Genomic DNA, 26,464 nt, shown 5'->3' on the forward strand with positions numbered 1-26,464 from the left:
ACCATAACGTCCCATAGTCGCCCGCAGACACCAGGCTTCTTTGCACTCTCGGGACAATGGTGCAATCATGCACTCTATGGATGAAAGTGCAACAACTCCGTCCGGGCGGCGGAACCGCCGGATGGAGCGCACCAGAGCCGCACTCGTCGGCGAGGCGCGCGCGCTCACCGCCCGACATGGTCTTGCCGGGTTCACCGTGGAGGAACTCTGCGAGCGGGTGGAGATCTCCCGGCGCACCTTCTTCAACTACTTCCCGTCCAAGGAGGACGCGGTCCTCGGCGAGCCCCCGCTCAGCCTGACCCCCGAGGAGGAGGACGCCTTCGTGGCCGCCGGGCGGCACGACGGGGACGGCATCTCCCCCACGCTGCTCCAGGACCTCGTCGCGGTGATCCTCGCCCAGATCGGGCGCACCGACTTCACCCGCGAGCACGCGAAGCAGTACCACGACATCATCCACCGCGAGCCGCAGCTACTGCCCCGCATCCTGCACAACGGCGAGGCCCAGCTCCGGCGGTTCGCCGAGGTCGTCGCCCGGAGAGAGAACCTGCCTCCCGACGATCCGCTGCCGCGGACCGTCGTCTACGCGCTCGCCGACATCACCCGGCACACCGCCGACGAGTTCTTCGGCGACGACACCGATCGACCCTTCGCGGAGCTGCTGCTCCGCAACCTCGACATCGTCCGGCGACTGTTCGGACAGCGGCTCGACCCCATCGAAACGGCAGGAAACCCGTGACCGCAACGTCGTCCCGGCCCGCGGCACCACCGTTGGTGCTCACGCAGCGCCGGATCTGGCTCATCTTCTCCGCGCTGATCGCCGGCATGCTGCTGTCGAGCCTCGACCAGACCATCGTCTCCACCGCGATGCCGACCATCGTCGGGCAGCTCGGCGGCGTCGAGCACCAGGCCTGGATCACCACCGCCTACCTGCTGGCGACCACCATCGTGATGCCGATCTACGGAAAGTTCGGCGACGTGTTCGGCCGCCGCACCCTCTTCCTCGTCGCCATCGCGGTGTTCACCCTCGCCTCCGCCGGCTGTGCCTTCGCCACCGACTTCTGGTGGTTCGTGATCTTCCGCGCGATGCAGGGCCTCGGCGGCGGCGGCCTGATGATCCTCTCCCAGGCCATCATCGCCGACATCGTCCCGGCCGACCAGCGTGGCAAGTACCTGGGTCCGCTCGGTGCGGTCTTCGGTGTGGCCGCCGTCGCCGGCCCCCTGCTCGGCGGCTTCTTCGTCGACCACCTGACCTGGCACTGGGCCTTCTACATCAACCTGCCCGTCGGCGTGCTCGCCTTCGCGATCGCCTGGTGCACCCTCACGCTGCCCACGAAGCGGCCCGAGAAGAAGGTCGACTTCCTCGGCGTGCTCACCCTCTCGGCCGCCACCACGTGCCTGATCCTGTTCACGGACTTCGGTGGCGACCGGGGCTGGACGGATCCGCTGACCCTCGCGCTCGCCGTCGGAGTGCTCGTCGCGGCAAGCCTTTTCGTCCTCGTCGAGTCCCGCGCCGAGGATCCGATCATCCCGCTGTCGCTGTTCCGCAATCCGATCTTCGTCAACGCCACCGCGATCGGCTTCACCGTGGGCCTCGGCATGTTCGCGGCGCTGGCCTTCATGCCGACGTTCCTGCAGATGTCGTCCGGCACCTCGGCCGCGGTCTCCGGCCTTCTGATGATCCCGATGATGGCCGGCCTGATGGCCACCTCGATCGCCTCCGGCATCGCAATCACGAAAACCGGTCACTACAAGGCGTATCCCATCGCCGGTGCCCTCGTCACGGCCGCCGCGATGTTGTGGCTGACCACCCTCGAAGGCAGCACGCCGCTGTGGCTGATCTGCACGATGCTGTTCACCCTCGGCCTCGGCCTGGGTCTGATCATGCAGGTGGTCGTTCTCGTGGTGCAGAACGCCGTGCCGCCCAACGAGATCGGGACCGCGACCAGCACCAACAACTACTTCCGGGAGGTGGGCGCGTCCCTCGGCGTGGCGGTCTTCGGCACGATCTTCACCAACCGGCTGGCCGAGCAGCTCACCGCCGTGTTCACCGGAGCCGGGGCCTCCCCGGAGCAGGCCGGCCAGGCGACGGCGACGCTCGATCCCGCGGCCCTGAACCAGCTGCCGGACTCCGTGCGCACCGGCGTGGTCGACGCCTACGCCGACTCCCTCGCACCGGTGTTCTGGTACCTGATCCCATTCCTGTTGGTGGCCTTCGTCATCGCGTGCTTCCTGCGGCAGATCCCGCTGTCGCACGAGGCGGGCATGGTCGCCCGCGGTGAGGCGGTCACGGAGGAACAGCTGACGCACGCGGCAGGCGCGCGACCGCACCCCGCCGAGGCCGAGGCCGGGAGTCGCCCGGCCCCGTGACGGCGCCCATGCGCGCGGGGTCGGCCAGCGCCGCCCGAAGGCGGGACAACGCGCGATGCTGACCCACACGAACGGCGCCGGGCGTCGTCCGCAGGACGGCGGCGGACTCCTCCACAGACAACCCCTCGACCACCCGCAGGCGCAGGATTTCGCGTTGCCTGCGGGTGAGCGTCGAGAGCAGCGCGTCGACGTGCTGCCGCTCGCAGCGCAGCACGCGCAGCTCCGGACCGTCCCTCTCGCATACGGAGTCCGGCCGATTCCCGCGTGCGGCGGCGGTATCGACGGCCTGGGTGGGAGTTGTCATCGAGTCGTGCCTTCCTTGCTGGGGCATGACGCATCGCGTCCGTTCACGCACCCACACAACCGGACGACCCTCGGGCGTCCATGGGAGTGAGCCGTGGATCTGCTGGGAAGTGCGCCTTCGGTGAACCCGACACGTGTCGGGGACACCGGTCACCGAGGTGCCGATGCCACTGCGGTGCCGGAGATCGTCACTGCGTACCGGAGATCGTCACTGCGCGCACGGGGATCCGCCGCCGAGTGCGCAGCGGTCCGTCCCGTCCTGCGTCAGCAATCCGAACACCCGGCTCTTCGCATCGTCGCGAGTGGTGACGACGACGTGGTCCCACGGACCCCCGGCCGGGGCGTCGTCCTCGCGGGTGAGGTGCGGTCGCAGAGCCGTCCACCGATGCCAGTGCCGCGCGAACGACGACTCGTTCATCACGCGCCCGCGAGAGTGCTGTCCGGCCCGCGCGACATCGCGGGGCACGTCGAGGAAGACCAGCACCGGCGTCCAGCCTCGTCGCCGCGCCAGGCGGGCCGTCCAGTCGCGTCGGCGCCTGCGCGTGGCGGTGTCGTGAACGGCCACAGGCCCTTCGCTCCGGTGCGGTCCGGCCAGGAGGGTGCGCACCACGTCGAGGGTGTGCATGAGATGGACCAGTGGCCGATACCAGCGATACGGCAGGCCCGGCGGAAGCGCGGCGGCGAGGCGTTCGGCCCGGCGCTCCGGATCGAGAACGGTCAGACCCGGGATGTCGTGCTCGATCCGGCGAAGCAGGGTGCTCTTACCCGCTCCGGGAACGCCACCGGTCATCAGGAAGACGGCACCGGTGTCGCGCCCGGACGGGTGTCCCGGGTGGGGGACCGTCGGAACTGAGGTGGTTATGACGATTCCTTTCCCTGCGGGCAGATTCGTGATCGATTCTGCCGTCTCCAGGATGCCGGCAGGGACTGGGCCGACGCTGAGTCCTTCCTGAGGTCCGGCTGTGAAACCGGGCCGCACCTCGCGGCCCGGCGCTCGCGCCTCGTCCGGTCGACTGTCACGCAGCTCAGCTGTCACGCAGCTCCGCGAGCGCAGCGGTGCGCTGTTCGATCCAGGACCGCATCGAGTCCGCGCTCGACTGGAGGGAAGCGGCCGGGAGCGCGTCGCTGACAGGGACGGTCGAGACCAGGGTGTCGAGCACCTCGAGGGCGCGTCCGCTGCCGTACATCTGTTCGTGGAGGTCCCGGTAGGCGTCCTCGTAGACCTGGGTGAAGGCGTCGGATTCGAGGAACCGTGTCTTCAGGCTGTTGCCGGACTGCACTCGGCCTGCCCCCTGCCCGCCCTGCGGTGCAGCTGCGCCCGGAGGCGGCATCCCACGCGGCTGGGGCATGGTGCCGGGATCGGCCGCCGCGGTGCCGGCCTCGCCCTGCCCGGGGCCGCCCATTGCGCCGGGTGCCATCGAGACGGTGTCGTGCGGGCCGGTGGTGGCATCGCCTTGCATGGCCAGGTTCAGGTCCCAGGACACGACGGAGAGCTTGCCCGTCTGCAGGTCGTACCAGAGGTAGTAGTTCTGGCCCGGCCCGCTCATGTCGTCACCGTTGACGAGCAGGTTCTGCGTGGCGACGTACCGCGCGAACGAGTCCACGTCTACCCACTCCGACAGGTGTGCGCCGAACTCCTCGTCGCTCGCCGAGTCCAGCCACTTCAGGAAGCTGACGACCGGCTGCAGGTTCCCCGTCCCGACCGCATTGATCTGCTCGAACTGGTCGGCGTAGTCCGACTGGTCGTCGCCGATGTACTCGAACCGCGACGACGCGTCCGCCTTGTACAGGTAGCCGTCGGAGTCGAACAGGGAGTTCGCATACGTGTCGTCGGGGTGTTCGAGCAGCAGGCGCGTGGTGGTGGCGCTGTCGTTGACCGAATAGACCGTGTACGCGTAGCGCTGCGTCGGCTGCCCGGTCTCCGCGGTCAGCGACAGGGCCATCGCCTCGTTGAGCACGGGCGAGCCGGGGCGCACCGAGATTTCGGTCATGCCCTGGTAGGCGCGGCCGCCGGCGTTCTCGTCGAAGCTGATGAGCAGCGGCAGCGACGTCGGATCGTCCTCGGACGCCTGCGACATGCCGCCCGGGCCGCCCATGGCCGCCGGATCGAATCCGTCGGGCAGCTCCATCCCCTCCGGGGGCTCGAAGCCCTCGCCGCCGGGCCCGGCGTCCTCGCCGCGCACGCCCATGAGGGTGGAGTTGCCCTTCAACCGCACCGAGACGTCGGTGATCAGCGTGCCGTCGATGGTGACATCGGCGGTGACCCACTTCTTCTCGCCGGTGCTCTGGAAGGCGGTGATCATCTCGTCGTATTCCGCGTCGGTGATCTCGACCGACAGTTCGTGCGGGACCGAGGCGTCGAACAGGTCCACCGTGCCGGTGATGTTGTCGGTGATCTCCGAGGCGATGATCGTCGGGTCGCCGGTGATGTACGGGCGGATGCGGGTCGCCCCGAACACGGTCGCCAGGATCGTCACGAACACGACGAACACAGCCAGGAGTTTCCAGTGCCGGCGCAGCGACGTCGGGACCCGGTGCCGGAGCCGGCGCCGCGGCGGCGACTGCCCGGCGGTGGGTGTGTCGTCCATCAGATGTCCGTCTGGTCGTATCCGGTCAGGACGGTCACCCGCTGGCCGGTGTTGACCGCACTCAGGGCCGAGATCAGCTCGTTCGGCTTCGTGCCCTTCTTCAGCTGCGCGGTGTAGTACAGCTCGGTCAGCGCACCGGAGCGAACGGATTCGGTGGAGACCAGTTCGAACTCGGAGCAGTACCGGATGAGCACGTCCTCGACCAGCGCGTTGTACTCCTGCTCCGGCGGCACCTGCACCTTCACGACCTGACGCTGGACGTCGAGCTTGAACCAGCTGAACTTGTTCATGATCAGCAGCACCAGGCAGATCGCGATCGTCGCGGCGATCGCCAGCAGGTAGAAGCGGGTGCCGGTCGTCATGCCGACGGCCATCACCAGGAAGATGAAGCCTACATCGCGAGTTTCCTTGATGGCGTTGCGGAATCGAACCACCGACAGGGCGCCGACGAGTGCGAACGCGCGGGCGATGTTGGAGCCGACGACCAGCATGATCAGCGAGATCACCATGCCGACCAGCACGAGGGTCTGCACGTAGGACTGGCTGTAGGAGACGTTCCTGTGGGTGTGGCGGTAGACCCAGCCGATGATCGAGGCGAGCACGAACGACAGCGACAGCGACACGATGATGTCGAACGTCGTGAACGTCCCGCTGAGGTCTTGCAGGTCGAAATTCATGATGGTCCTGGTTCGGTGTAGGGACGGGAACGGCGCCCGTGCGGGGGACGCGGGCAGACGGTGCGGCGGTCAGCGCGCCATCGTCGAGGTCTCGAAGAGACCGGTCGGCACACGGTCGTCGAAGCCTTGCGGCAGAACGAGTTCGGGGGCGCCCATCCGGGAGCGCGGAGCGAGGCCGAACGCCTCGACGGACTGGCAGTACTTCGAGACGCGGACGACCGACATGTCCAGCCGGGCGGTCAGATCGGTCGCCCAGTACGGAACGCGTTCGTTGGCCTTCAGTTCGACGATCGCCAGCCTCGGCGGGACGACGAACCGGTTCTGTGCTCCCGAGGCGAAGTGGAAGTCGCGGTCGCGGCCGTGCACCTTGTGGTCGATCGTCACTCGCAGGCCGAGGTCGGCCTCGCGGCCGACGAACGCCTCCCGCAGGTAGCCGGTGGTCACGATCGGCCGCAGGTCGAGGTTGCCGATCAGCGTCGTCACCTCGTGGGCGAACGGGCGTTGCGAGGGTTCGCAGTCGATCTCCTGCCGTCCGTCGAGCCAGCGTCGCGCGTTCCCGTACGGCACTGCGATGCGCCGTTTCTGGGTGACGCGGTTGACGCGCTGCTTGATCTCGATGTGCACCGGCGTGTCGTCGGTGCATTCGGAAGGGTTGCCGTACAGGCGCATCCGCAGCTTGCGCCGGAACCGCAGGCCCTCGATCTTCTCCCAGTAGAACCGCAGGTCCGGCGTGTCGTAGTAGAGCGAGGTGACCGGGTACCCGCCGTGGGGCGAATACGGATCGGTGTCCATCCGCGCCGCGAGTTCCCGCCGCAGTTCGGGGACCTTCATCTCGTCGACGAAGTATTTGATCTCGTAGCGGTTGAAGGCGTGCAGCCTGCCGGCGGTCTGCTGGTAGCCGGTCGGTGCGGTGGGGACGTCCTCCGCCCGGTGCGTACCCTTCGCGGAGGACGTGCGGAATCGGTCGAACACTCCCATGGAACCGGCCTCTCGTCGGCGAACCGCTGTGCGGTGAACGCGATGCGAACGACACCAGTACAGCCGGTGACGCTCGAGGAACCTTGGGACGTTCCTGGCAGTCTGCTGGCAACGGGTACGCCGAGCGGGACGGCACTTTCGTCTCCGCGACACGAACCGACGAACGCCCCGACAATCAGCGAATGGTGGTCGCGGACGGCTGTGGACCGCGCGGCTGTGCGGTCGTGCGGATTCGGGGGAGCGAACTCGTCGCCGCTCTGCGCCTCAGGTTCCGGCGGACCGGATTCCCAGGACTCGGTGCCACCAGCGCCGACGCGGCGGCTCGGGGGCATACTCGCGCAGCACGGCGGCCGCTGCCGCGGCCCGCTCGGCGCGTTTCGACCGCAGCTCCGCCCGGTCCGCGGCCCACTGCCGGACCACCTCCTCCGGGTCGACCCTGTGGATGGGGACCAGGGGGCCGCTCGGTGCGCGCAGGCAGTCCACGATCCGCCGGTTCAGCTCCCGGACGATCTGCCGCACCGCCGGCTCGGAGGGCACGTCGAGCACGGTGCTGCGCAACCGCTCGATCTCCTTGCGCAGTTGCAGCGGGGGCGGCAGCAACGCCTCGGTCGACAGTCCTTCCCGGCGCAGATAGTCCTTCACCCACCACAGCTCGTCGTCGCTGCGATGCGGGATGGGTTTGCCGGCTCCCCTGAGGTTGTCGAAGTCGCCCCGCTCCTGCGCGACGCGGATCTGACGTTCGATCCACGACTCGAAGGTGATGTCCGGCCGCTTGCGCTCGGTCATGGAGGCGATTGTCCTCCGCGGGGCGCCGGGTTTCACGGTCGCGGGGTGACCGGGACCGTCGCCGACACGCCGATCGGATCGGCGACGAGGGGCGTCGCGACCATGTGCCAGCGGCCGCACGCGCAGCGCTGGTAGCGCACCACGCCTTCGCTCGTCGGGTGGCGGGAGACCTCGGTCCAGTGGTGGCGATGGGATGTCTGCATGCCACCCAGCGTGATGTAATGGCATTGTGCATCTCAACCCTTACGGCGAGTATGCCGTGCGGCTCGCCGCGGATCTGGTGAACGACCCGCCCGTGACCGTCGACGCGCTGGTGCAGCGCTGCGTCGAGGCGGGCCTGGTGATCGACTTCCCGGTCGGTGCCGACGACCTGCTCGGCGTCGGCGCGATGCTCGGACGCTGGTGCCGCGTCGTCGACGCGACCGGGGACGCCGAGCGCGCCGCGCTGGTCAACGAGATGCTTGCCGCCGCATCGGCGTACCCGCGCATGACGAACCACGCCGGCGACGGCTGGCACCTGCACTACCGGGACGACCAGCATTCCCTCGCCGGTGTCGTCGAGGCCCTCGTCTCCGTGGGAACGGCCCTGCACCTGGTGGGCCGGGGCATGCACCGCCTCGGCCGCTGCGCCCTCGACGAGTGCGACCACGTCTACGCGGACACCTCCCGCAACGGGCGGCAGCGGTACTGCTCGCCGCGGTGCGCGAACCGCGACGCCGTGCGCCGGCACCGGGCCGCGCACGTCGGGTGAGCCCGGACGATCAGCGCGGAGCGGTGCCGACGACGACGGTCGCGAACGCGTCGTCGCTGTGTACCACCTGCGGGATCAGCCCGCTGCGGGCGAAGCACTCGGCGATCCCGGCGGCCTGCCGCTCGCTCGATTCGACCAGCAGGTGCCCGCCCGGTGCCAGCCATCGCCCGGCCGTCGCGGCCACCCGCCGCAGCACGTCGAGGCCGTCGGCGCCCCCGTCGAGGGCGATGCGGTCCTCGTGGTCCCGGGCCTCGGCGGGCAGCAGCGCCAGGTCCGCGGTCGGTACGTACGGCACGTTCGCGAGCAGGAGATGGACGCGCCCGCGCAGCACCTCGGGGAGCGGGTCGTAGAGGTCGCCCTCGTACACCCGGCCGCCGAGCGCGGCGACGTTGCGGCCCGCGCACCGAACCGCGGCGGGATCGAGGTCCGTCGCATGCAGGTCCACCCCGGCAACGGCCGTCGCCACCGCGGCACCCAGGGCCCCCGAGCCGCAGCACAGGTCGACGACGACGGCGCCGGGCAGGGCGAGAGCGACGGCGCGATCGACGAGGAACTCGCTGCGCCGGCGCGGCACGAACACCCGGGGGTCCAGGAGGATGCGCAGGCCGTGGAACTCGGTCCAGCCGAGGATGTGCTCGAGCGGCTCGCCGGCGGCGCGCCGGTCCACCATGCCGGCGAGCTCGCCGGGCGTGCCGGCGGCCTCGACGAGCAGCCGCGCCTCCTCCTCCGCGAACACGCAACCCGCGCGCCGCAGGGTGGCCGCGACGGCGGAGGGATCCGGCGGAGTCGGCATGCGGCCGTGTCCCGGTCTCAGTCGGCGAGATCCTTGTATTCGGGGTGCTTGTCGATGAAGCCGTCGACGAACGGGCAGATGGCCACCACCCGCTTGCCGCGGGCACGTACGTCGTCGAGCGCGAACCGCACCAGCGTGCTCGACAGGCCCTGGCCCGAGTAGGCGCGGTCGACCTCGGTGTGGTCGAACACGAGTTGAACGTCGCCGTCGGGGTGGTACTGGGTGTAGCCGACGACGGTGTCGCCGTCGCGCAGTTCGTAGCGCTGTTGCTGCGGATTGTGGACGGCGACGACGGACGGGTCGCTCATGGCATTCCTCCGGCTGTTCAGGTGTTGTCGAGCAGGTGCGCGCGCATCGCGGTGTACGTGTTACCGAAGCGGGTCACGTCCTGAGGGCTGAGCAGGTCGAACACGTAGGAGCGTACGGCCTCGACGTGTCCGGGGCTGGCCTGGGCCAGCTTCGCGGCGCCGGCCTCGGTGAGTTCGGCCAGCATGCCGCGCTTGTCCTCGTCGCATTCGACGCGTTGCACCCAGCCGGCGTCGACGAGGCGGTTGATCGCGCGGGTGACGCCGCTGCGGGTCGTGACGACGGCGTCGGCGAGGGCGCGCATGCGCAGCCGCCGGCCGGGGGCCTCCGAGAGGGCGACCAGCAGTTCGTAGTCGGTGAGGGACATCCCGGAGTCCTGGGTGAGCTGCTTGTCCAGGGCGCTCATCAGCAGCCGGGTGCTGTCGAGGTAGGCGCGCCAGGTGCGCTGCTCGTCGTCGCTGAGCCACCGGGTCTTCGTCATCCGTCGAGAATAACCGGGTGGTTGCTCAGGAAATCAATTCGGCCGTCACTGTTGCGGGGGACGTACCGGGTGCCGGCTGACGATGGAGATCCGGTTGAACGCGTTCATCGCCACGGCAACCCACGCGATCGCGGAGAGTTCGTCCTCGGTGAGCCGGGCGCGCGCGAAGTCGTAGTCCCGGTCCTGCAGGTGACTGTCGGGCAGCGTGGTGATCGACTCGGCGAGGGCGAGAGCGGCCTGCTCCTGCTCGGTGAACAGGTCCGTCTCCCGCCAGGCCCGCAGCACCGCGAGCCGCTGGGTGGTCTCGCCCTCGCGCAGGGCGTCCCGGACGTGCACGTCCAGGCAGTAGGCGCAGCCGTTCATCTGGGAGACGCGTACGTTCACCAGCTCCACGAGCCGACGCTCGAGTCCGGCGTCGGCCGTGGCCTGGCGGATCGCTTTGGCTACCTCGATCTGCGCCCGGTACACCGGGCGGGTCTGCTTGTCGATCGGGACGCGCGCCTCGCTCACTCCGGCGGCGATACGTGCACGGAGATGTAGAGGGCTTCGCCGAGCTGCTCGAGCAGGCCCAGCTGGGTCTCCAGGTAGTCGATGTGCTCTTCCTCGTTCGCGAGGATCTCCTCGAAGATGCGGGCCGAGGTGATGTCGCTGACCGAGCGCATGTACTCGGAGCCCTTGCGGAGGCGGTCGCGGGCCTCGATCTCGACCTGCAGGTCGGCCTCGAACATCTCCTTGACCGTCTCGCCGAGCCGCAGCGTGCCGAGCCGCTGGTAGTTGGGCAGGCCCTCGAGGAACAGGATCCGGTCGGTGAGGGTTTCGGCGTGCCGCATCTCCTCGAAGGATTCGGCGCGGGTGTGCGCGGCGAGCTTGGTCCAGCCGTTGTTGTCCTGCATCTTCGAGTGCAGGAAATACTGGTTGATCGCCGTGAGCTCGGCGGTGAGCTGCTCGTTGAGGTACTCGATGACCTTCTTGTCGCCCTTCATGGCGCCTCCCGGGGACCGAACGCGGATCGACCGCCGGGTAGGGGTCTAGACGGCGGTCTCGAGTTCGATCCTCTCATCCCGCTCGCGGGATGCGCGAACGATCGCCGAGATATTTCGGACGCACCGTCCGCAGTCGGTGCCGGCGCGGCAGGCCGCGCCGATCTCGCGGGTGCAGCGCGCCCCGGCAGCGATGTGGGCCTCGATGTGCCGGTGCGAGAGAGCGTGGCAGCTGCAGACGATCATCGAGACCCTCCTGGACGTACTACTTAGGTTCACCAAACCTTACCTCAATGAGGTGTGGCTTACCTGTGAGCGTAGTCACAATCCGGCCTCGGGCGCCCCGGGTAAGTGCCCAGTCCCGGCCCGGGGTGCCCTGAGGCCGGTGCTGCCGGGCTCAGGGCTGCCGAGTTCAGGGCTGCCGAGTTCAGTGCTGCTGTGACTGCAACTGCGACGCCACCACCTGGTTGATCCGCTGCAGACCGCCGGGGGTCAGACCCGGTAGCTGTCCCTCGATGGTCCGGACGATCGCGCTGTCGTCGATCACCTTCTCGCTGGACTGGATGAGCACGGTCCCGGCGCCCGTGAAGTCGAACTGCCGCTCCTCCCCGGACTGCACACCGAACATGCGCGCCCCCGCCGCCACGAAGCCGTTGACCCACGCCTCGTCGTAGTGATGGCTCGGCGACGGGCAGTCCGCCCACCCGACGAGCGCCTCGGGATCGACCCGCAGCGGCGGCTCGGCGAACATCACGGGCCCGTTCGACGACGCGAGGAACTTGCCCGTCCCGATCAGCGTGAGGAAGCCCGGCACGATCGACTGGTTCAGCGACAGCCCGGGCTCGAACGCGAGCAGGTTCGCGGCCCGGATGGTGAGGTTGCCGTCGTCGAGGTCGTAGGAGTTGATGTCGTACCCACGGTCACCGAGGATCAGCTTCCCGTACCCCTCGGCGACGACGTAGTCGCCCATGTACAGCGGGGCCGAGAACTGATGCGCCACCATCTGCAGCAGCTGCCCCTGCAGTCCGTGGGTGAGCGAGGTGAACTGCACCTGCCCGTAGTAGGCGATCATCGCGCCCTTGGACAGGAACCACGGGCTCTGCAGGTCGATGCAGAAGGCGTAGTGGTTGCCGGGCAGGTTGTCGCTGCCGACGAGGTGGGACGGGTTCAGGACGACACTCACAGTTTCTCCTCCGACGCTTGCACGTAGACGATGCCCTGACCGGTGCATTCGAGCTGGAGGCCCTCGCCGCCGCTGCGCCCCGCGGTGCGCCAGCTCATCGCGGACTTCAGTTCCGTCCGCACCGGTCCGTGGGCGGCGATGAAGGACTGCGGGTCGACGACGACCGGGGCCGGCCCGCCGACCTGCAGCTCGAGGAATCCACCGTGCCCGAGCAGCACCGCGGCCCCGCGCCCGGACAGCTGGGTGGTGAACATGCCGGTGCCGGTCACCATGCCGGTGGCGGCGCTGCGCAGCGCGCCCAGGAAGCCGCCACCGCCACCGCCGCCCCCGGCCGGGGGCGCCGACATCGACACCACCGAGCTCTGCAGGCTCGCGGTGTATCCCAGCAGCCGCGACGCCTCCACCCGCAGCTCGCCGCCCGCGGACAGGTCCACCACGTGCACCTCGAGGCCGCGGAAGCCGTAGTGCACCACGCCGTTGCCCTGCGCGAGCATCGTGCGTTCGTGCTCGCCCTGCATCATCCGTCCCGCCATCCCGGCGATCCCGCCCATGCCCGGCATCGCACCGGCCCCGGGTACCTGGTGCGGAGCGAACTGCACCATGCCGGTGTAGAACAGCATCGCGCCGCGACGGGCGACGACCGGCCCGGACTGGTTCAGATCGACCTTGACGACCTTGCCGTTGATCTTCGAGAACACCGCTGTCTCCGTCATCGCTGCCTCCCTCACCGCTCCGCCGGCTGGATGGACACGACGCCCATGCCGTCCCACCGCAGCGAGAACGCCTCGCCGCTGCCCTGACCGACGAACGTGCGCCACGAGACGTCGGTGACGAACGACTGGCTCAACTGTCCCTTCGCGCACACGAACGCGTCCGGGTCGACGACGAGCGGGTACTGCGGCGAGACCTCGAGGTGGATCAGTGGGCCACCGGCCGACAGCAGCGCGACCTGCCCGCTGCCGGTGACCGTCGTGGTGAACAGGCCCTGGCCGCTCATGTTGCCGCGCACCCCGGCGAACGTGACGTTCGTGGTGAGGTTGCCGTTCAGGGCGAGCAGTTGCTCCGACTCGACCTGCAGCGTCTCGTTGTTCAACTCGAGCACCGTGACGTCCTGCCCCTGGTGGGCGAGATAGACCACGCCGTTGCCGGCGCACTCCATCAGCGACAGGCCCTCACCCGTGGCCCGCTGCCGCAGGCCGGCCAGCACGCCCTCGCCGCCGCCGAATCCGGCCGACTTGAACTGCACCTGGCCCTCGTACGCCACCATCGACCCCGACAGTGCCCGGATGCTGGTGTTGTTCAGGTGCGCCTCTATGACCCGTTTCGATCTCTCGACCAGTCGCATGCGCGAACACGATAGACGCTCGGCCGCCGGTGCGCCCTTCCGGCTCGCGCCCGCCCGATGCGGACACCCCACAATGGGTGCGTGCCCGATGTTCCCGACCGGACCCTGCTCGGCCGCGCCTTCGCCGTGCTGGGCGCGTTCACCGCCGAGCGCCCGCGCCTGACCCAGTCGGAACTGAGCCGCCGGACCGGGCTTCCCCTGCCGACGGTGTTCCGGCTGTGCGGCCAGCTCGTCGACGCCGGGGCACTCGAACGCCGTGCGGACGGCAGCTATCAGGTCGGGGTGCGGGTGTGGGAGCTCGGCGCCCTCGCGCCCCGCGCGCACGGCCTGCGCCAGGTGGCGATGCCCTATCTCGAGGACCTGTTCGACGCGACCCGGGAGAACGTGCAGCTGGTCGTCCGGGAGGGGCTCGAGGCGCTCTACGTCGAGCGGTTGTCGGCGCGCGGTGCCGTGGCCGTGGTCGGCCGGGCGGGCGGCCGGCTGCCGCTGCACGCGTCGAGCGGTGGGCTGGTGCTGCTCGCCCACGGCGGGCCCGAGCTGCTGCAGGAGGTGCTCGATGCCGGGCTCGAACGGTTCACCCCCGCCACGATCACCGACGAGGCCCGGTTGCGGCGCGTGCTCGACGGCGTCCGCCGCACCGGCATCGTGATCTGCCGCGAATACCTGAACGTGGGCACGATGGCGATGGCGGCACCGATCCGGGAGCGTTCCGGCCGGGTCGTCGCGGCGATATCGGTGGTGGTGTCGATCGATGCGGATCCCGCGCCGTTGATCCCGGCCATGCGAGCGGCGGCGAGCGGCATCTCCCGGCGGCTGACCTGAAAGCCGTCTTTCGCTGAGTGAAAGTGGGGGGTGACGACGTGGACCTTCCTTCGGGACAGTGAGGGTCGTCACCGCTTCCCGATCCCGAGGAGTCCCCCATGAGCGAATCCCGCACCCAGGTCGCCGTCGTCGGCGCCGGCCCCGCCGGGCTGATGCTGTCGCACCTGCTGCACCTGCGCGGCATCGAGTCCGTCGTGCTCGAGGCGCGCTCGCGGGAGGACATCGAGGCCACCATCCGCGCCGGCGTGCTCGAGCAGAACACCGTCGACCTCATGGTCGAGACCGGCGTCGGCGACCGGCTGAAGGCCGAGGGTTACGAGCACCACGGCGTGGAGTTCCGTTTCGGCGGCAGGGGGCACCGCATCGCGTTCGACGAACTCGTCGGGCGCGCGGTCACCGTCTACCCGCAGCACGAGGTCAACAAGGACCTCATCGCCCGCCGTCTCGCCGACGGTGGCGACATCCGCTTCGGTGTCTCCGACGTGCAGGTCCACGACCACCTCACCGATCGGCCGTACCTGACCTACACCGACGCGCAGGGCAACCCGCAGCGCCTCGACGCGCTGCTCGTAGCCGGCTGCGACGGCTCGCGCACCGGCACCCGCGGTCTGATTCCGGCGCCGCAGGTGCGCACCGACCACTTCCGGCAGTACCCGTTCGCCTGGCTCGGCATCCTCGCCGAGGCGCCCCGCTCGTCGGAGGAACTGATCTACGCCCGGCACGAGCGGGGCTTCGCGCTGATCTCCACCCGCACCGCCGACGTGCAGCGGCACTACCTGCAGGTGGACCCGGACGACGACGTCGCCAACTGGTCCGACGACCGCATCTGGAGCGAACTGCACGCCCGGGTCGACGGGGAGGGGGCCGAGATCAAGGACGGCCGGATCTTCGAGAAGTCGATCCTGCAGTTCCGCAGCTTCGTGTGCGAGCCCATGCAGCACGGCAACCTGTTCCTCGCCGGGGATGCCGCGCACACCGTCCCGCCGACCGGCGCCAAGGGGCTCAACCTCGCGGTCGCGGACGTGTTCGTGCTGGCCCGTTCGATGGACGAGTACCTCACCCGCGGTGACCGCGGCCGGCTCGACGGTTACACCGCGGAAGTGCTGCCGCGCGTGTGGCGGGCCCAGCACTTCTCGTGGTGGATGTCGTCGATGCTGCACGCCCACCCGGGCAGCAGCCCGTTCGACAACAAGCGCCAGGACGCCGAGCTCGACGCGATCACCCGTTCCGTCGCCGGACGCACCCTGATCGCCGAGCAGTACACCGGGTGGCCCCTGGTCTGACGCGCCGACGCCCTCCGCGCGCAGCCTGCTCCGGGTCGAACGGGAGCTTGTCGCGCCGAGCGGGCCGTGACGGCGGCGCCGGCCGAGTAGCTCCGACGACAAGTTCCCGCTGGACGCGGAAACCTCCCGCTCGTCGGCCGAGTGCGGACCGTCAGTACGACGCGCGGCCGCCGCTCGCGTCGTACACGGCGCCGGTCGAGAAGCTCAGCGCGTCCGAGGAGAGCCAGGCGACGAGTTCGGCGATCTCGTCCGGCCGGCCCATCCGGGCCATCGGCGTCAGGCTCTGCGACCGCGCCAGGATCGCCGGATCCGTTCCGGCGTTCATCGGGCTCTCCACCGCCGCGGGCGCAACCACGTTGGCGAGCACCCCGGTCGTCGCGATCTCCTTGCCGAGCGACTTCGTCAGCGCGATCACCGCGGCCTTGGACGCCGAGTAGGCGCTCTGCTTCGGATTGCCGTCCTTGGCCGCGATGCTCGCCAGGTTCACCACCCGGCCCCAGCCGGCGCCGATCATCGCGGGAACGAAGGCGCGGCACGCGAGGAACGTGCCGTCGACGTTGATGCGGAACGTGCGGTGCCAGTCGGACAGCGCGGTGTCGACCAGCGGCGCCGAGGGTCCCACGACGCCGGCGCTGTTGACGAGGATGTCGACCCGGCCCAGGCGTTCTCGCAGCTGTTCGACGGCGACGGGGTCGGCGACGTCGACGCGTTCGTCGGCGCCGTCCGCGATGTCGGCGGTGACGACCCGGACGCCCGCGGCGGACAGCCGCCTCGCGCAGGCCGCGCCGATTCCGCTCGCCCCGCCGGTGACGAGCGCGGTCGCGCCCGAGGGATAGGTCACCATACGGCTGCTCCTCGCCGGTGTGTGGATAGTAGTCTGAATCCATGTGCGAAATCGAAACAATCGGAGACGCACCATGTATGAATCTGGATATACGGCTGTAGGTGCAGTCGTCAAGTCCCCGAAGGGATCGACATGGAGATCCGCTGGCTTCAGGCCTTCGTCGCCGTCGCGGAGGAACTGCACTTCGGCCGGGCCGCCGCCCGCTTGCAGATGGCGCAGTCACCCCTGAGTCAGACGGTGCGCAAGCTCGAGAAGGACCTCGGTGTGCCGTTGTTCGAGCGCAATACGCGCAGCGTCGCCCTCACGGCGGGCGGTCACGCCTTCCTGCCCCACGCCTACCACATCCTCGAAAGCGTCGAGACGGCACGGCAGGCCACGCGCGCGTCCGCCGGCGGCGTGTACGGCCGCATCAAGATCGGGTTCACCGGTGTGCTGAACCATCTTTCGCTCCCGCCGCTGACCCGGGCGCTGCGACAGCGTTACCCGGACATCGAGCTCGACCTCGTCGGCCGCATCATGACCCGCGAGGCGGTCACCCAATTAGAGAGTGGTGCATTGGATCTCGCGTTCGTCGGGCTGCCGGTCCAGTCCACGGCGGTGGCCACCCGGCTGATCCGCCGCGAGTCGTTCGGTGCCGTGCTGCCCTCCGACCACCCGCTCGCCGGAGAGCAGGAGATCGACCTGCACGAACTCGTGGACGACGGCTTCATCACCACCCCGTTGTCGGCGGGGTCGGCCCTGCAGGAGAGCGCCATGCGTGCGTGCCTCGACGCGGGGTTCCGCCCGCGCGTGGTCCAGGAGATCACCGACCCGTACATGATCCTGGTGCTCGTCTCGGCCGGCGTGGGGGTGGCGTTGATGACGTCGAGCATCGCGACGATCACGCCGCCGGGCACGGTCTTCGTCCCCCTCGCCGGAGAATCCGTCTACATGCACCACGGGATCGGCTGGTCGCCCCGGCGCGTGTCGCCGGCGCTCGAGGTGGCCTTGAAGGTCGCCGAGGAGATTCTTCCGACGCCCGATTGAGACGATAAGGGTCTTTATCTGAGACTTTTTCAGTGTTGGACGCTGCATAGTGCGGCGTGTCACGCTCGTCTCGTTCCGACGACTGTGAGGGCCATCACCGAATGGCCGACTCGGCGTCCGTCGGATCCTGGGACGAAAGGAACGCCATGGCGAACACGCACGCTGCCGGCCCCGACGGACGACCGAACGAGAACGCCCGCCGGGCGGCCATCTCCGGTTTCCTGGGCAGCACCCTGGAGTACTACGACTTCTTCATCTACGGCTCCGCCGCAGCCCTCGTCTTCGGGAAGATCTTCTTTCCCGGCGACGGAGCCACCTCGACGCTGCTGTCGATCAGCACCCTCGGCGTCGCATACATCGCCCGCCCGCTCGGCGCCGTGCTGTGGGGGCACTGGGGTGACAAGTTCGGCCGGCGCAACGCCCTCCTGGCCTGCCTGATGCTGATGGGCATTGCCACGTTCGTCATCGGCTGCCTGCCCACCTACGAGCAGATCGGCATCGCCGCGCCGGTGATCCTGGTGCTGCTGCGCCTGCTGCAGGGCCTGTCGGCCGGTGGTGAATCCCCGGGCTCGTCGTCCCTGACGCTCGAGCACGCCCCGGCGCACCGGCGCTCGTTCTTCACGTCGTTCACCATGAGCGGCATCATGTTCGGCATCGTCATCTCGAGCCTCGTGTTCATTCCGGTGGCATCGCTGCCCGACGAGGCGCTGTACTCGTGGGGCTGGCGGGTGCCGTTCTGGCTCAGCATCGTCGTCACGGTGGTCGCGGTGTGGCTGCGCCGCAAGCTCGACGAGCCCGAGGTGTTCGAGGAACTCCAGGAGAACGGCGAGACCGCCACCCTGCCGGTCGTCGAGATGTTCCGCTCGCACTGGCGCACCGTCCTGCGGATCAGCCTCAGCGCCACGTTCGCCATGATCAACACGATCGTCAACGTCTTCGCACTCGCCTACGCCGTGCAGGTCGAAGGCTTCGAGCGCTCCACGATGCTGTGGGCGATCGCCGCCGCCAACTTCGTGGCGGTACTCAGCCAGCCCGTGGCCGGGCTCCTCGCGGACCGGATCGGCCGCAAGCCGGTGTTCGTGTTCGGTGCCCTCGGCTCGGGCGCGATGGTGTTCGCCTTCTTCCACGCCATCGGAACCGGCAGCACGCCACTGGTGTTCGCCTCGGGGATCGTGCTGATCGGCTTCTTCTACGCCATGCCGAACGGTGTCTACCCGGCCTACTTCCCGGAGCAGTTCCCGGCCCGGGTCCGGTACACGGGCATGGCCGTGAGCCTCATGCTCGGTCTGCTCGTCGCCGGATTCACACCCGCCGTCGCGCAGATTCTCTCGGCGGGGGACACCAGCAACTGGGCCCCGGTCGCCTGGATGTGCCTGGGCTTCGCGGTGCTGTCGTCGATCGCCGCCCTCACCGGTCCGGAGACCTACCGCACCCCCACCGAGGACCTGGGCGAGCGTCGCCCGGCGCCGGCGGCGCGACCGGCGCAGGAACTCGTCCGCAGCGACGTCTGACCGGCCACCGAGCCCCGGCGCCCGACGCGCCGGGGCCACGGGCCCGTCCCACCCCCGTAGGAGTAACCGTGACCCCGTCCACCGCCCGCCACCGCATCCGGCTCGTGGGGGCAGGCATCGCCTCGTCCCTGTCGCCGGCCCTCCACGAGCGCGAGGCCGCCGCACTCGGTGTGAGCGACTACCGCTACGAACTGCTCGACCTCGAGGCGGAGAACGTTCCCGTCGAACGCACCGGCGACCTGGTGCGCGCCGTCGTCGCCGGCGGCTGCACCGGCCTGAACATCACCCACCCGTGCAAGCAGGTCGTCATCCCGGCCCTCGACGGCCTGTCCGACAACGCCCGCCTGCTCGGCGCGGTCAACACCGTCGTCGTCCGGGACGGGCGCCTGATCGGCCACAACACGGACCACAGCGGATTCCTCACGGCGCTGCGCCGCGGGCTGCCCGATGCCGCCCTGGATGCGGTCGTGCTGGTCGGTGCGGGCGGTGCGGGCTCGGCGGTGGCCTACGCGCTCGCAGCCGCGGGTGTGGCGGACCTGCGGATCGCCGACGTGGACACCGCCCGCGCCGCGGACGTCTGCGCGCGACTGTCCACCGCCTTCCCCGCGACACGGGCCACGGCTCTGCCGGCGGAGGCGATCCCCGCCGCCCTGCGCACGTGCACCGGGGTGGTCAACGCCTCGCCGATCGGCATGGTCGGCCACCCCGGAACGCCGTTCGACACCGGCGCCCTGCACCCCGGGCTGTGGGTCGCGGACATCGTCTACCGGCCGATCCGAACCGAGCTGATCGCGGCCGCAGCGGTTCTCGGCTGCGACGTGCTCGACGGCGGGCAGATGCTCGTCGCCCAGGCCGCCGACACGTTCGCGCTGCTGACCGGGATCCGTCCCGACGTCGACCGCATGCGGAAGCACCTCGACGAGCTGATCTCGGACCGGGTTCTCGTGGCCGCGCCGGTGGACCGTGCGCCGGCCGGACGTCCCGATGCCCACCAGGAGATGGAATGAACACCACCGCGTCCTTCGCGCAACCGCTGGACATGGGTTCGGTCCGTTTGCGCAACCGCTTCGTGTCCGCGCCCATGGAACGCAACTACTGCGAACTCGACGGCACGATGACCGACCGCTACATTGCCTACCTCGAGCGACGTGCCGCCGGAGGCGCCGCGCTCGTCTTCACCGAGGCGAGCTACGTGCGGGCCGACGGCAAGGGCCGCATCCGCCAGATGGGTGTGGACGTCGACGAACGCATCCCCGGCATCGCCCGGATGGCGGAGGCGGTGCACGCCCACGGCGCGCTCGTCGGTGTCGAACTCAACCACGGGGGCCGCACCGCGCAGGGCGCGGTGAGCGGATTCGTCCCGGTCGCCCCCACCCCGATCCCGTGCGCGGTCGTCGGCGGCGAGATGCCCGAGCAGCTCGACAGCGACGACATCGAGCACCTCGTCGAGTGCTTCGGTGAGGCTGCGGCACGCTGCGCGGAGGCCGGCGTCGACGTGATCTCCCTGCACGGCGGGCACGGTTATCTCATCCACCAGTTCCTCTCGCCCGCATACAACCACCGCGACGACGAGTGGGCCGAGCCGACGCTGTTCGTCAACCGGGTCATCGACGCGGTCCGCACCATGGCGCCGGGTATCACTCTGGGACTGCGTTTCTCGGCCTTCGAGGCGGTCGACGGCGGGCTCGACGCGGAGACGACGCGCGAGCGCATCGACGCGATCGACACGCACCGGCTGGACTTCCTCGACGTTTCGGCGGGCAACTACGAGTCGGGGCAGTGGATCATCCAGCCGGGGGAGTGGCAGCGCGGTCTGCTCGCCCCGTACGCCGAACCGTATGCCCGCGACTTCGACATCCCGGTGGGCGTCGCCGGCCGGATCAGCTCACCCGAGACGGCGGAGCAGATCATCGCCTCCGGCCGGGCCGACTTCGTGAGCATGGCCCGGACCCTGCACGCCGACCCGGACTTCCCGAACCGTGCCCTCGACGGGGGCCGGTACCGGCCCTGCATCGCCTGCAACTACTGCATCGACAGCCTGGCGGCCGGGCCGATCCCGTGTTCGGTCAACCCGTGGGTCGGTCGCGAACTCGAGCAGCCCTCGAAGCCGGCCGGGACCGCGGTGCGCGTCGCCGTCGTGGGCGGCGGACCGGCCGGCACGGCGGCCGCGCGTGAGCTCGCCCTGGCGGGCCACAGCGTCGACCTGTACGACGAACGCGGCAGTCTGGGTGGCGATTTCGCGTTGGCCTCCCGGCTGCACGAGTACCCGGAATACCACCGGATCGTCGACTGGTACCGCGACGAACTTGCGGACCTGAATGTCACCTGCCACACCGGTACGAGAGTCGATGCCGCCACGCTGGCCCCGCTCGACTTCGACGCGATCGTCCTCGCGACCGGCGGGCGCGGACCGGCGATCGACCTTCCCGGTGCCGGCACGCGACGGATCCGCGACGTGCGGGAGTTCCTCGCCTCCGGAGACCCCGCACCCGAGTCGATCACGATCTTCGGTGCCGACCGGGAGGCCGCGGCGGTGGCCGACGACCTGCTCCAGCACGGCACGAGGGTGGTGATGATCGGTCCGCAGGAGACGATCGCGCACGATGTCGGCCGTCGCGGCAAGATCGTCCTGCTGCCCCGGCTGGCGGCGAGCGAGAACCTCACCACGTACCTGTCGTCCGTCGTCACGCACATCGAGGCCGACCGGGTGGTCATCTCGACGAACGGGCAACAGCGCACCGTGCCCGCGCCCGGGGAACTGCTCGTCTCGCACGGCGTCGAGCCACGCGCCGGCCTGCTGACCGAGCTGCGGCGGCTCGCGCCGCGGCTCGGCGTCCATTCCGTCGGGGACGCGAGCGGCGACGGCGGCTCCCTTCATGCCGCGCTCGTCACGGCCGCCGACGTCGCCGTCCGCATCACCGCGGCCGCCGATTCGAGCGTGGGGGCCGACGCGTGAACCCGGAGACCACCGCGCCGGCACCGGATTCCGTGCGCACCGCGCTGCCGCGCCTCGGCCTGGGCACCTGGCCCCTCGTCGGGCCCGACGCCACGCGCGCCGTGCTCGCCGGCATCGAGGCCGGATACCGGTTGATCGACACGGCAGCGATCTACGGGAACGAGGACGCCGTCGGCGCCGCCCTCGCCACCTGCGGCGTGCCCCGCGACGACCTGTTCGTCACCACCAAACTCCGCGGCAGCGACCATGTTTCCGGCGACGTTCGCGGTGCCGTGGAGCGGAGCCTCGAGCGCCTCGGCCTCGAGCGGCTCGACCTGTTCCTCATCCACTGGCCGCTGCCGCGGTTCGACCGGTACGCCGCGGCTTTCGAGGCCATGCTCGAGTGCCGCGACGCCGGGCTCGTCCGCTACGTGGGGGTTTCCAACTTCCTCGGCCACCATCTGCGCAAGGTGGTGGCCGAGACCGGGGAGGCTCCCGCCGTCAACCAGATCCAGATGGACCCGTCGCTGGCCCGCCTGCCCGTCCGCCGCGCGAACGACCAGCTCGGGGTGTTCACCCAGTCGTGGAGCCCGCTCGGCCGCGGCGAGGTGCTCGGCGCCCCCGTCGTCGCCTCGATCGCGGACCGCGTCGGCTGCACGCGCGCGCAGGTCGTGCTGGCCTGGCACCTCGCGCAGGGCGTCGTGCCGGTCGCGCGGTCGGCGAACCCGGCGCGCCAGTCCGAGAATCTGGCCGCCGTCGACGTGGAACTCACGGCGGCGGACGTCGCCGCGCTGAACCGTCTCGACCGCGGCGAAGCCGCGGCCCGGGACGTCGAACGAGAGGAACACTTCTGATGCCCCTTCGTGCAGGCATCGTCGGATGCGGAAAGATCGCGGGCAACCATGCGCACGCACTGCAGCAGGTGCCCGGCGTCGAGGTCGTCGCGTGCTGCGACCCCGACCTGGAGCGCGCTCGCGCATTCGCCGCCCGGCACGGCATCGCCCACGCCGTCGGATCGGTGGCGGAGTTGTTCGCTCTCGGCCTCGACGCCTGCACCGTCTGCACACCACACCCCGTGCACGAACAGATCGTCCTCGCCGCCGCCGAGGCCGGGATCCACGTGCTGTGCGAGAAGCCGATCGCGGTGGACGTGGCCGCGGCCGACCGGATGATCGCGGCCGCCGACCGCGCGGGCATCACCTTCGGGGTGTTGTTCCAGCGCCGATTCTGGCCCGCGGCGCGCCGCATCAAGGCGGCGATCGACGACGGCCGCCTCGGCGTTCCCGTCCTCGGGGAGGTGTCGGTGATCCTGCACCGCCCGTCGACCTACTACTCGGCCGACGCGTGGCGCGGGCGGTGGGACACCGACGGCGGGGGCGTCCTCATGACGCAGGCCGTACACCAGATCGACATGCTGCAGTGGTTCATGGGCGCGCCGGTCCGCGTCAGTGGCTTCGTCGGCACCCGCTTCCACGGCGAGCACATCGAAACCGAGGACAGCGCCTCGGCCGTCGTCTCGTTCGCCTCCGGTGGCACCGCGACGATCACCGCCACCACCGGCGCCAACCACAACCTCGGCAACCGCGTGACGGTGATCGGCGCAACCGGGGCGATCGCGAGCGTCCTCGAGTTCCCCGAGGGGCGTGAGGGCGTCAACGAGCTGTGGACCGCGCCGGGCGAGGTGGAGCTGCGAACCCCGTATTCCCCCGAGGTCGACGCCAATCTCGACGTCCGCGACGTCAATGCCGGCCTCGCCGACTTCCACACCCTGCAGGTCCAGGACTTCGCCGAGTCCGTGCTGACCGGCCGCCGGCCCGCGGTGACCGGGCGGGACGCCCGCGCCTCCCTGGCCGTCGTCGCCGCGATCTACGAATCCTCCCGCACCGGCCGGGTCGTCGACCTCGCGCCCGCACCCACCCTCGTCTCGTCCGGCAAGGAGCTCCGATGACCCCCGACACAGTGTCCGAATCCCTCACCTACGACGTGGTTGTCGTCGGGTCCGGCGCGGGCGGCCTGTCCACGGCCGTGGCTGCCGCCCACGGGGGCGCCTCCGTGCTCGTCGTCGAGAAGGCGGACGTGTGCGGCGGCGCCACCGCCTGGTCGGGCGGGTGGATGTGGACGCCGCGGACCCTGTTCGCCCACGCCGACGGGGTGCACGAGGACCGCTCGGAGCCGCGCCGCTACCTCGAACACCGGCTCGGGGACAACTTCGATGCCGCCAAGGTGGACGCGCTCCTCGACGGTGCCCCCGAGATGGTCGAGTTCTTCGAACACCACACGGCGCTGCAGTTCGTCCCCGGCGCCGCCATCGCCGACATCCACGGTGACACCCCCGGCGCCGGCACGGGACACCGCTCCGTCGCGCCGAAGCCCGTGAGCCTGCGCCGCCTCGGACCCGACGTCGCCGCGCTGCTGCGGCGGCAGCTGTACGAGACCTCGTTCCTCGGCATGGGCATCATGGCCGGCCCGGACCTGCAGGCCTTCCTGCACTCGACCCGCTCGGGCCGGGCGTTCCTGCACTGCGCGCGCCGCGTCTCGACCCACATGTTCGACCTCGCCACCAGGCGTCGGGGCCAGCAACTGGTCAACGGGACGGCGCTCGTGGGCCGGCTGCTGCGCTCCGCACTCGATGCCGGCGCCGACATCCGCGTCGCCACCGCCGCCACCGCACTCGTCACCGACCCGTCCGGCCGTGTCGTCGGTGTCCGGCTCGAGGGCCCCGACGGCGCCTACACGGTGTCCGCCCGCCGGGGTGTCGTCCTCGCGACCGGCGGGTTCACCCGCGACCTCGACCGGCGGCGAGAGCTGTTCCCCCGCACCCCGACCGGACGCGAACACTGGACGCTCACGCCGTCGACGACGACCGGTGACGGCATCTCGCTGGGCGAATCCGTCGGTGGCCGCCTGGACCGTTCGCTCGCCTCGCCGGTGGCATACTGTCCCGTATCCCTCGTCCGGTACCGCAACGGCAGGCAAGGCGTGTTCCCGCACATCCTGGACCGCGGAAAGCCCGGTGTCATCGGGGTGCTGGCCGACGGGCGCCGTTTCGTCAACGAGGCGCTCGGATATCACGACTACACACTGGCAATGGTCGAACAGGTGCCGGACGGCGAGGAGATCTGCTCCTGGCTGATCGCCGACCAGCAGTACCTGCGGTACTTCCCGCTCGGCATGGCCAAGCCCTTCCCGATCCCGACGTGGCCCTACCTGCGATCCGGATACCTCTCGAAGGGCCGGACGCTCCGCGAACTCGCGGAGCGGATCGGCGTCGACCCGGACGGGCTCGAGAAGACCGTCACCGCGTTCAACGAGAGCGCACGCCTCGGGGAGGATCCCGAATTCGGCCGCGGCACCACCCCGTTCAACGTCAAGTCCGGGGATGCGGACAACCCGTGGCCCAACCCGTCCCTCGCGCCGCTCGAGCGCGGACCGTTCTACGCCGTCAAGGTCGTCCCCGGCAGTTTCGGCACGTTCGCCGGCCTGGTCACCGACTCGTCGTCCCGGGTGCTGAACCGCGAGGACCGGCCGATCGACGGTCTGTTCGCGGTCGGCGTCGACCAGTCCAGCGTAATGGGCGGCCACTACCCCTCCGGCGGAATCAATCTGGGCCCGGCAATGACCTTCGGGTACCTGACCGGACGCCGCCTCGCATCGACCACAGGAGCCACCCGATGAGCACCCCGCTCGGCCTCGCCGCCCTCACCGTCCTCGACACCCCGCCGCTGCAGCACGTCGATCTCGCCGAACGGCACGGATTCGACACGATCGGACTGCGTCTGCTGCCCGCGGCGCCCGGCACCACGGCCTACCCGCTGCATGAGGACGACGCCGCGCTCTCCGCGCTCGTCCGCCGTCTCGCCGATTCCCCGGTCGAGGTGTTTGATCTCGAGATCATCCGTCTCGGTCCGGATTTCGACCCGTCCGACTACGCTCCGCTGCTCGAGGCGGGCGCGCGGCTCGGGGCGCGGGCCGTCCTGGTCGGCGGCGACGACCCCGACCGGGCCCGTCTCACCGACTCCTACGCGCGGCTGGCGGAGCTGTGCGCCTCCTACGGCATCGTTGCGAGCCTCGAATTCATGCCGTGGACAGCGGTTCCCGACGCGAAGACGGCCGTCGAGATCGTCGCCGGGGCCGACGGTCCGGCCCGCAGTGTGCTCGTCGACGCGCTGCACGTCGCGCGCTCTTCCACGACCGTCGCCGACCTGGCGGCCATCCCGCGCGAGTGGTTGCACTACGCCCAGATGTGCGACGGCGCCACCCCCGCCCCGCGCGATCACGCCGAACTGATCCGGCACGCCCGGGAGGAAAGGCTCGTGCCCGGCACGGGCGGCATCGACCTGCCGGCGATCTGGTCCGCCCTGCCGGAGGGGCTGCCGGTGAGCATCGAGCTGCCGAACGAGCCGCTGCGCCAGGCGATCGGCACGGACGCCTGGCTCGAGCAGCTCGTCACCGCCACCAGGGCCGTGCTCGGACGTGTCCCGGCCACCGCGATCGTCGAGTGAATC

Annotated in this window: 30 protein-coding genes; 13 read left to right on the top strand and 17 right to left on the bottom strand. The window is 70.1% G+C overall.

Features of this window, described 5'->3' with window-relative positions:
• Window positions 1-121 precede the first annotated feature (121 nt).
• Entirely contained in the window at window positions 122-736 is a 615-nt protein-coding gene (locus tag A4U64_RS25805) for a TetR family transcriptional regulator (protein WP_050036107.1), read from the top strand.
• The gene (locus A4U64_RS25810; protein ID WP_065923321.1) at window positions 733-2,367 is read left to right on the top strand and encodes an MDR family MFS transporter; all 1,635 of its coding nucleotides are present in this window, start codon (window positions 733-735) and stop codon (window positions 2,365-2,367) included. Before A4U64_RS25805 ends, A4U64_RS25810 begins: the two co-directional genes overlap by 4 nt.
• On the opposite strand, the gene A4U64_RS29130 is transcribed toward A4U64_RS25810, so the two are convergent.
• The 7 genes from A4U64_RS29130 to A4U64_RS28350 form a co-directional block, all read right to left on the bottom strand.
• Window positions 2,285-2,698, bottom strand: coding sequence for a sigma factor-like helix-turn-helix DNA-binding protein (locus A4U64_RS29130; protein ID WP_081637049.1), 414 nt, complete (start codon window positions 2,696-2,698; stop codon window positions 2,285-2,287). The genes A4U64_RS25810 and A4U64_RS29130 overlap by 83 nt on opposite strands.
• A 180-nt stretch (window positions 2,699-2,878) precedes the next feature.
• The gene (locus A4U64_RS25815; protein ID WP_065923322.1) at window positions 2,879-3,460 is read right to left on the bottom strand and encodes an AAA family ATPase; all 582 of its coding nucleotides are present in this window, start codon (window positions 3,458-3,460) and stop codon (window positions 2,879-2,881) included.
• A 235-nt stretch (window positions 3,461-3,695) separates the two neighbouring features.
• Window positions 3,696-5,258 (bottom strand): CotH kinase family protein, encoded by a 1,563-nt coding sequence (locus A4U64_RS25820; protein ID WP_232334136.1) that lies wholly within the window; start codon window positions 5,256-5,258, stop codon window positions 3,696-3,698.
• Complete coding sequence (locus A4U64_RS25825; RefSeq protein WP_029546624.1) at window positions 5,258-5,935, bottom strand: DUF4956 domain-containing protein; 678 nt, start codon at window positions 5,933-5,935, stop codon at window positions 5,258-5,260. Before A4U64_RS25825 ends, A4U64_RS25820 begins: the two co-directional genes overlap by 1 nt.
• A 69-nt stretch (window positions 5,936-6,004) precedes the next feature.
• Complete coding sequence (locus A4U64_RS25830; protein ID WP_006944080.1) at window positions 6,005-6,913, bottom strand: polyphosphate polymerase domain-containing protein; 909 nt, start codon at window positions 6,911-6,913, stop codon at window positions 6,005-6,007.
• Between the two features lie 264 nt (window positions 6,914-7,177).
• On the bottom strand, window positions 7,178-7,699 hold the full coding sequence (locus A4U64_RS25835; protein ID WP_006944077.1) for a J-domain-containing protein: 522 nt from the start codon (window positions 7,697-7,699) through the stop codon (window positions 7,178-7,180).
• A 32-nt stretch (window positions 7,700-7,731) separates the two neighbouring features.
• Window positions 7,732-7,902 (bottom strand): hypothetical protein, encoded by a 171-nt coding sequence (locus tag A4U64_RS28350; protein WP_155951819.1) that lies wholly within the window; start codon window positions 7,900-7,902, stop codon window positions 7,732-7,734.
• Between the two features lie 26 nt (window positions 7,903-7,928).
• On the opposite strand from A4U64_RS28350, the gene A4U64_RS25840 reads away from it, so the two are divergent.
• A complete protein-coding gene (locus A4U64_RS25840; protein ID WP_006944073.1) occupies window positions 7,929-8,450 on the top strand; it encodes a CGNR zinc finger domain-containing protein in 522 nt (173 codons plus the stop codon).
• 10 nt (window positions 8,451-8,460) lie between these two features.
• Here the strand turns inward: A4U64_RS25840 and A4U64_RS25845 are convergent, their stop codons facing one another.
• The 9 genes from A4U64_RS25845 to A4U64_RS25885 form a co-directional block, all read right to left on the bottom strand.
• A complete protein-coding gene (locus A4U64_RS25845) occupies window positions 8,461-9,243 on the bottom strand; it encodes a putative protein N(5)-glutamine methyltransferase (RefSeq protein ID WP_065923323.1) in 783 nt (260 codons plus the stop codon).
• A gap of 17 nt (window positions 9,244-9,260) precedes the next feature.
• Window positions 9,261-9,551 (bottom strand): GNAT family N-acetyltransferase, encoded by a 291-nt coding sequence (locus A4U64_RS25850; protein WP_006944067.1) that lies wholly within the window; start codon window positions 9,549-9,551, stop codon window positions 9,261-9,263.
• A 17-nt stretch (window positions 9,552-9,568) separates the two neighbouring features.
• The gene (locus A4U64_RS25855) at window positions 9,569-10,030 is read right to left on the bottom strand and encodes a MarR family winged helix-turn-helix transcriptional regulator (protein ID WP_065923324.1); all 462 of its coding nucleotides are present in this window, start codon (window positions 10,028-10,030) and stop codon (window positions 9,569-9,571) included.
• A 45-nt stretch (window positions 10,031-10,075) separates the two neighbouring features.
• Window positions 10,076-10,540 (bottom strand): carboxymuconolactone decarboxylase family protein, encoded by a 465-nt coding sequence (locus tag A4U64_RS25860; RefSeq protein ID WP_006944065.1) that lies wholly within the window; start codon window positions 10,538-10,540, stop codon window positions 10,076-10,078.
• Window positions 10,537-11,013 (bottom strand): bacterioferritin, encoded by a 477-nt coding sequence (gene bfr, locus A4U64_RS25865; protein WP_006944064.1) that lies wholly within the window; start codon window positions 11,011-11,013, stop codon window positions 10,537-10,539. The genes A4U64_RS25860 and bfr overlap by 4 nt, the downstream gene beginning before the upstream one ends.
• 45 nt (window positions 11,014-11,058) lie before the next feature.
• A complete protein-coding gene (locus A4U64_RS25870; RefSeq protein WP_006944063.1) occupies window positions 11,059-11,256 on the bottom strand; it encodes a (2Fe-2S)-binding protein in 198 nt (65 codons plus the stop codon).
• A 181-nt stretch (window positions 11,257-11,437) separates the two neighbouring features.
• Complete coding sequence (locus tag A4U64_RS25875) at window positions 11,438-12,193, bottom strand: AIM24 family protein (protein WP_006944062.1); 756 nt, start codon at window positions 12,191-12,193, stop codon at window positions 11,438-11,440.
• Complete coding sequence (locus tag A4U64_RS25880) at window positions 12,190-12,906, bottom strand: AIM24 family protein (RefSeq protein WP_198163355.1); 717 nt, start codon at window positions 12,904-12,906, stop codon at window positions 12,190-12,192. Before A4U64_RS25880 ends, A4U64_RS25875 begins: the two co-directional genes overlap by 4 nt.
• Window positions 12,907-12,917: 11 nt before the next feature.
• Window positions 12,918-13,538, bottom strand: coding sequence for an AIM24 family protein (locus A4U64_RS25885; protein ID WP_006944059.1), 621 nt, complete (start codon window positions 13,536-13,538; stop codon window positions 12,918-12,920).
• Window positions 13,539-13,595: 57 nt separating this feature from the next.
• On the opposite strand from A4U64_RS25885, the gene A4U64_RS25890 reads away from it, so the two are divergent.
• A complete protein-coding gene (locus tag A4U64_RS25890; protein ID WP_044476359.1) occupies window positions 13,596-14,360 on the top strand; it encodes an IclR family transcriptional regulator in 765 nt (254 codons plus the stop codon).
• A 98-nt stretch (window positions 14,361-14,458) separates the two neighbouring features.
• The gene (locus A4U64_RS25895; protein ID WP_065923325.1) at window positions 14,459-15,643 is read left to right on the top strand and encodes a 4-hydroxybenzoate 3-monooxygenase; all 1,185 of its coding nucleotides are present in this window, start codon (window positions 14,459-14,461) and stop codon (window positions 15,641-15,643) included.
• Window positions 15,644-15,794: 151 nt separating this feature from the next.
• On the opposite strand, the gene A4U64_RS25900 is transcribed toward A4U64_RS25895, so the two are convergent.
• A complete protein-coding gene (locus tag A4U64_RS25900; protein WP_065923326.1) occupies window positions 15,795-16,487 on the bottom strand; it encodes an SDR family NAD(P)-dependent oxidoreductase in 693 nt (230 codons plus the stop codon).
• Window positions 16,488-16,619: 132 nt separating this feature from the next.
• Here A4U64_RS25900 and A4U64_RS25905 point away from each other — a divergent pair, with 132 nt between their 5' ends.
• The 8 genes from A4U64_RS25905 to A4U64_RS25940 all read left to right on the top strand — a co-directional run bounded on the left by A4U64_RS25905 (window position 16,620) and on the right by A4U64_RS25940 (window position 26,461).
• On the top strand, window positions 16,620-17,513 hold the full coding sequence (locus A4U64_RS25905) for a LysR family transcriptional regulator (protein WP_065923327.1): 894 nt from the start codon (window positions 16,620-16,622) through the stop codon (window positions 17,511-17,513).
• 146 nt (window positions 17,514-17,659) lie between these two features.
• Window positions 17,660-19,024, top strand: coding sequence for an MFS transporter (locus tag A4U64_RS25910; RefSeq protein WP_065923592.1), 1,365 nt, complete (start codon window positions 17,660-17,662; stop codon window positions 19,022-19,024).
• Between the two features lie 68 nt (window positions 19,025-19,092).
• Window positions 19,093-20,031 (top strand): shikimate dehydrogenase, encoded by a 939-nt coding sequence (locus A4U64_RS25915; RefSeq protein WP_065923328.1) that lies wholly within the window; start codon window positions 19,093-19,095, stop codon window positions 20,029-20,031.
• Entirely contained in the window at window positions 20,028-21,980 is a 1,953-nt protein-coding gene (locus tag A4U64_RS25920; RefSeq protein WP_065923329.1) for an oxidoreductase, read from the top strand. Before A4U64_RS25915 ends, A4U64_RS25920 begins: the two co-directional genes overlap by 4 nt.
• Window positions 21,977-22,813, top strand: coding sequence for an aldo/keto reductase (locus tag A4U64_RS25925; RefSeq protein WP_065923330.1), 837 nt, complete (start codon window positions 21,977-21,979; stop codon window positions 22,811-22,813). The genes A4U64_RS25920 and A4U64_RS25925 overlap by 4 nt, the downstream gene beginning before the upstream one ends.
• Window positions 22,813-23,907 (top strand): Gfo/Idh/MocA family protein, encoded by a 1,095-nt coding sequence (locus A4U64_RS25930; protein ID WP_029546613.1) that lies wholly within the window; start codon window positions 22,813-22,815, stop codon window positions 23,905-23,907. Before A4U64_RS25925 ends, A4U64_RS25930 begins: the two co-directional genes overlap by 1 nt.
• A complete protein-coding gene (locus A4U64_RS25935) occupies window positions 23,904-25,634 on the top strand; it encodes an FAD-dependent oxidoreductase (protein WP_050036096.1) in 1,731 nt (576 codons plus the stop codon). The genes A4U64_RS25930 and A4U64_RS25935 overlap by 4 nt, the downstream gene beginning before the upstream one ends.
• On the top strand, window positions 25,631-26,461 hold the full coding sequence (locus A4U64_RS25940) for a sugar phosphate isomerase/epimerase family protein (RefSeq protein WP_065923331.1): 831 nt from the start codon (window positions 25,631-25,633) through the stop codon (window positions 26,459-26,461). The genes A4U64_RS25935 and A4U64_RS25940 overlap by 4 nt, the downstream gene beginning before the upstream one ends.
• Window positions 26,462-26,464: the final 3 nt, after the last annotated feature.

The sequence above is a fragment of the Rhodococcus sp. WB1 genome (assembly GCF_001700945.1).
GTDB classification, from domain to species: domain Bacteria; phylum Actinomycetota; class Actinomycetes; order Mycobacteriales; family Mycobacteriaceae; genus Rhodococcus; species Rhodococcus aetherivorans.

Coding starts and splice junctions, on each gene's coding strand:
- A4U64_RS25805 (WP_050036107.1), top strand. CDS start 122: ATGGAGCGCACCAGAGCCGCACTCGTCGGCGAGGCGCGCGCGCTCACC.
- A4U64_RS29130 (WP_081637049.1), bottom strand. CDS start 2,698: ATGCCCCAGCAAGGAAGGCACGACTCGATGACAACTCCCACCCAGGCC.
- A4U64_RS25815 (WP_065923322.1), bottom strand. CDS start 3,460: ATGACCGGTGGCGTTCCCGGAGCGGGTAAGAGCACCCTGCTTCGCCGG.
- A4U64_RS25820 (WP_232334136.1), bottom strand. CDS start 5,258: ATGGACGACACACCCACCGCCGGGCAGTCGCCGCCGCGGCGCCGGCTC.
- A4U64_RS25825 (WP_029546624.1), bottom strand. CDS start 5,935: ATGAATTTCGACCTGCAAGACCTCAGCGGGACGTTCACGACGTTCGAC.
- A4U64_RS25830 (WP_006944080.1), bottom strand. CDS start 6,913: ATGGGAGTGTTCGACCGATTCCGCACGTCCTCCGCGAAGGGTACGCAC.
- A4U64_RS25835 (WP_006944077.1), bottom strand. CDS start 7,699: ATGACCGAGCGCAAGCGGCCGGACATCACCTTCGAGTCGTGGATCGAA.
- A4U64_RS28350 (WP_155951819.1), bottom strand. CDS start 7,902: ATGCAGACATCCCATCGCCACCACTGGACCGAGGTCTCCCGCCACCCG.
- A4U64_RS25845 (WP_065923323.1), bottom strand. CDS start 9,243: ATGCCGACTCCGCCGGATCCCTCCGCCGTCGCGGCCACCCTGCGGCGC.
- A4U64_RS25850 (WP_006944067.1), bottom strand. CDS start 9,551: ATGAGCGACCCGTCCGTCGTCGCCGTCCACAATCCGCAGCAACAGCGC.
- A4U64_RS25855 (WP_065923324.1), bottom strand. CDS start 10,030: ATGACGAAGACCCGGTGGCTCAGCGACGACGAGCAGCGCACCTGGCGC.
- bfr (WP_006944064.1), bottom strand. CDS start 11,013: ATGAAGGGCGACAAGAAGGTCATCGAGTACCTCAACGAGCAGCTCACC.
- A4U64_RS25870 (WP_006944063.1), bottom strand. CDS start 11,256: ATGATCGTCTGCAGCTGCCACGCTCTCTCGCACCGGCACATCGAGGCC.
- A4U64_RS25880 (WP_198163355.1), bottom strand. CDS start 12,906: ATGACGGAGACAGCGGTGTTCTCGAAGATCAACGGCAAGGTCGTCAAG.
- A4U64_RS25885 (WP_006944059.1), bottom strand. CDS start 13,538: ATGCGACTGGTCGAGAGATCGAAACGGGTCATAGAGGCGCACCTGAAC.
- A4U64_RS25890 (WP_044476359.1), top strand. CDS start 13,596: ATGCGGACACCCCACAATGGGTGCGTGCCCGATGTTCCCGACCGGACC.
- A4U64_RS25895 (WP_065923325.1), top strand. CDS start 14,459: ATGAGCGAATCCCGCACCCAGGTCGCCGTCGTCGGCGCCGGCCCCGCC.
- A4U64_RS25900 (WP_065923326.1), bottom strand. CDS start 16,487: ATGGTGACCTATCCCTCGGGCGCGACCGCGCTCGTCACCGGCGGGGCG.
- A4U64_RS25905 (WP_065923327.1), top strand. CDS start 16,620: ATGGAGATCCGCTGGCTTCAGGCCTTCGTCGCCGTCGCGGAGGAACTG.
- A4U64_RS25910 (WP_065923592.1), top strand. CDS start 17,660: ATGGCGAACACGCACGCTGCCGGCCCCGACGGACGACCGAACGAGAAC.
- A4U64_RS25920 (WP_065923329.1), top strand. CDS start 20,028: ATGAACACCACCGCGTCCTTCGCGCAACCGCTGGACATGGGTTCGGTC.
- A4U64_RS25930 (WP_029546613.1), top strand. CDS start 22,813: ATGCCCCTTCGTGCAGGCATCGTCGGATGCGGAAAGATCGCGGGCAAC.
- A4U64_RS25935 (WP_050036096.1), top strand. CDS start 23,904: ATGACCCCCGACACAGTGTCCGAATCCCTCACCTACGACGTGGTTGTC.
- A4U64_RS25940 (WP_065923331.1), top strand. CDS start 25,631: ATGAGCACCCCGCTCGGCCTCGCCGCCCTCACCGTCCTCGACACCCCG.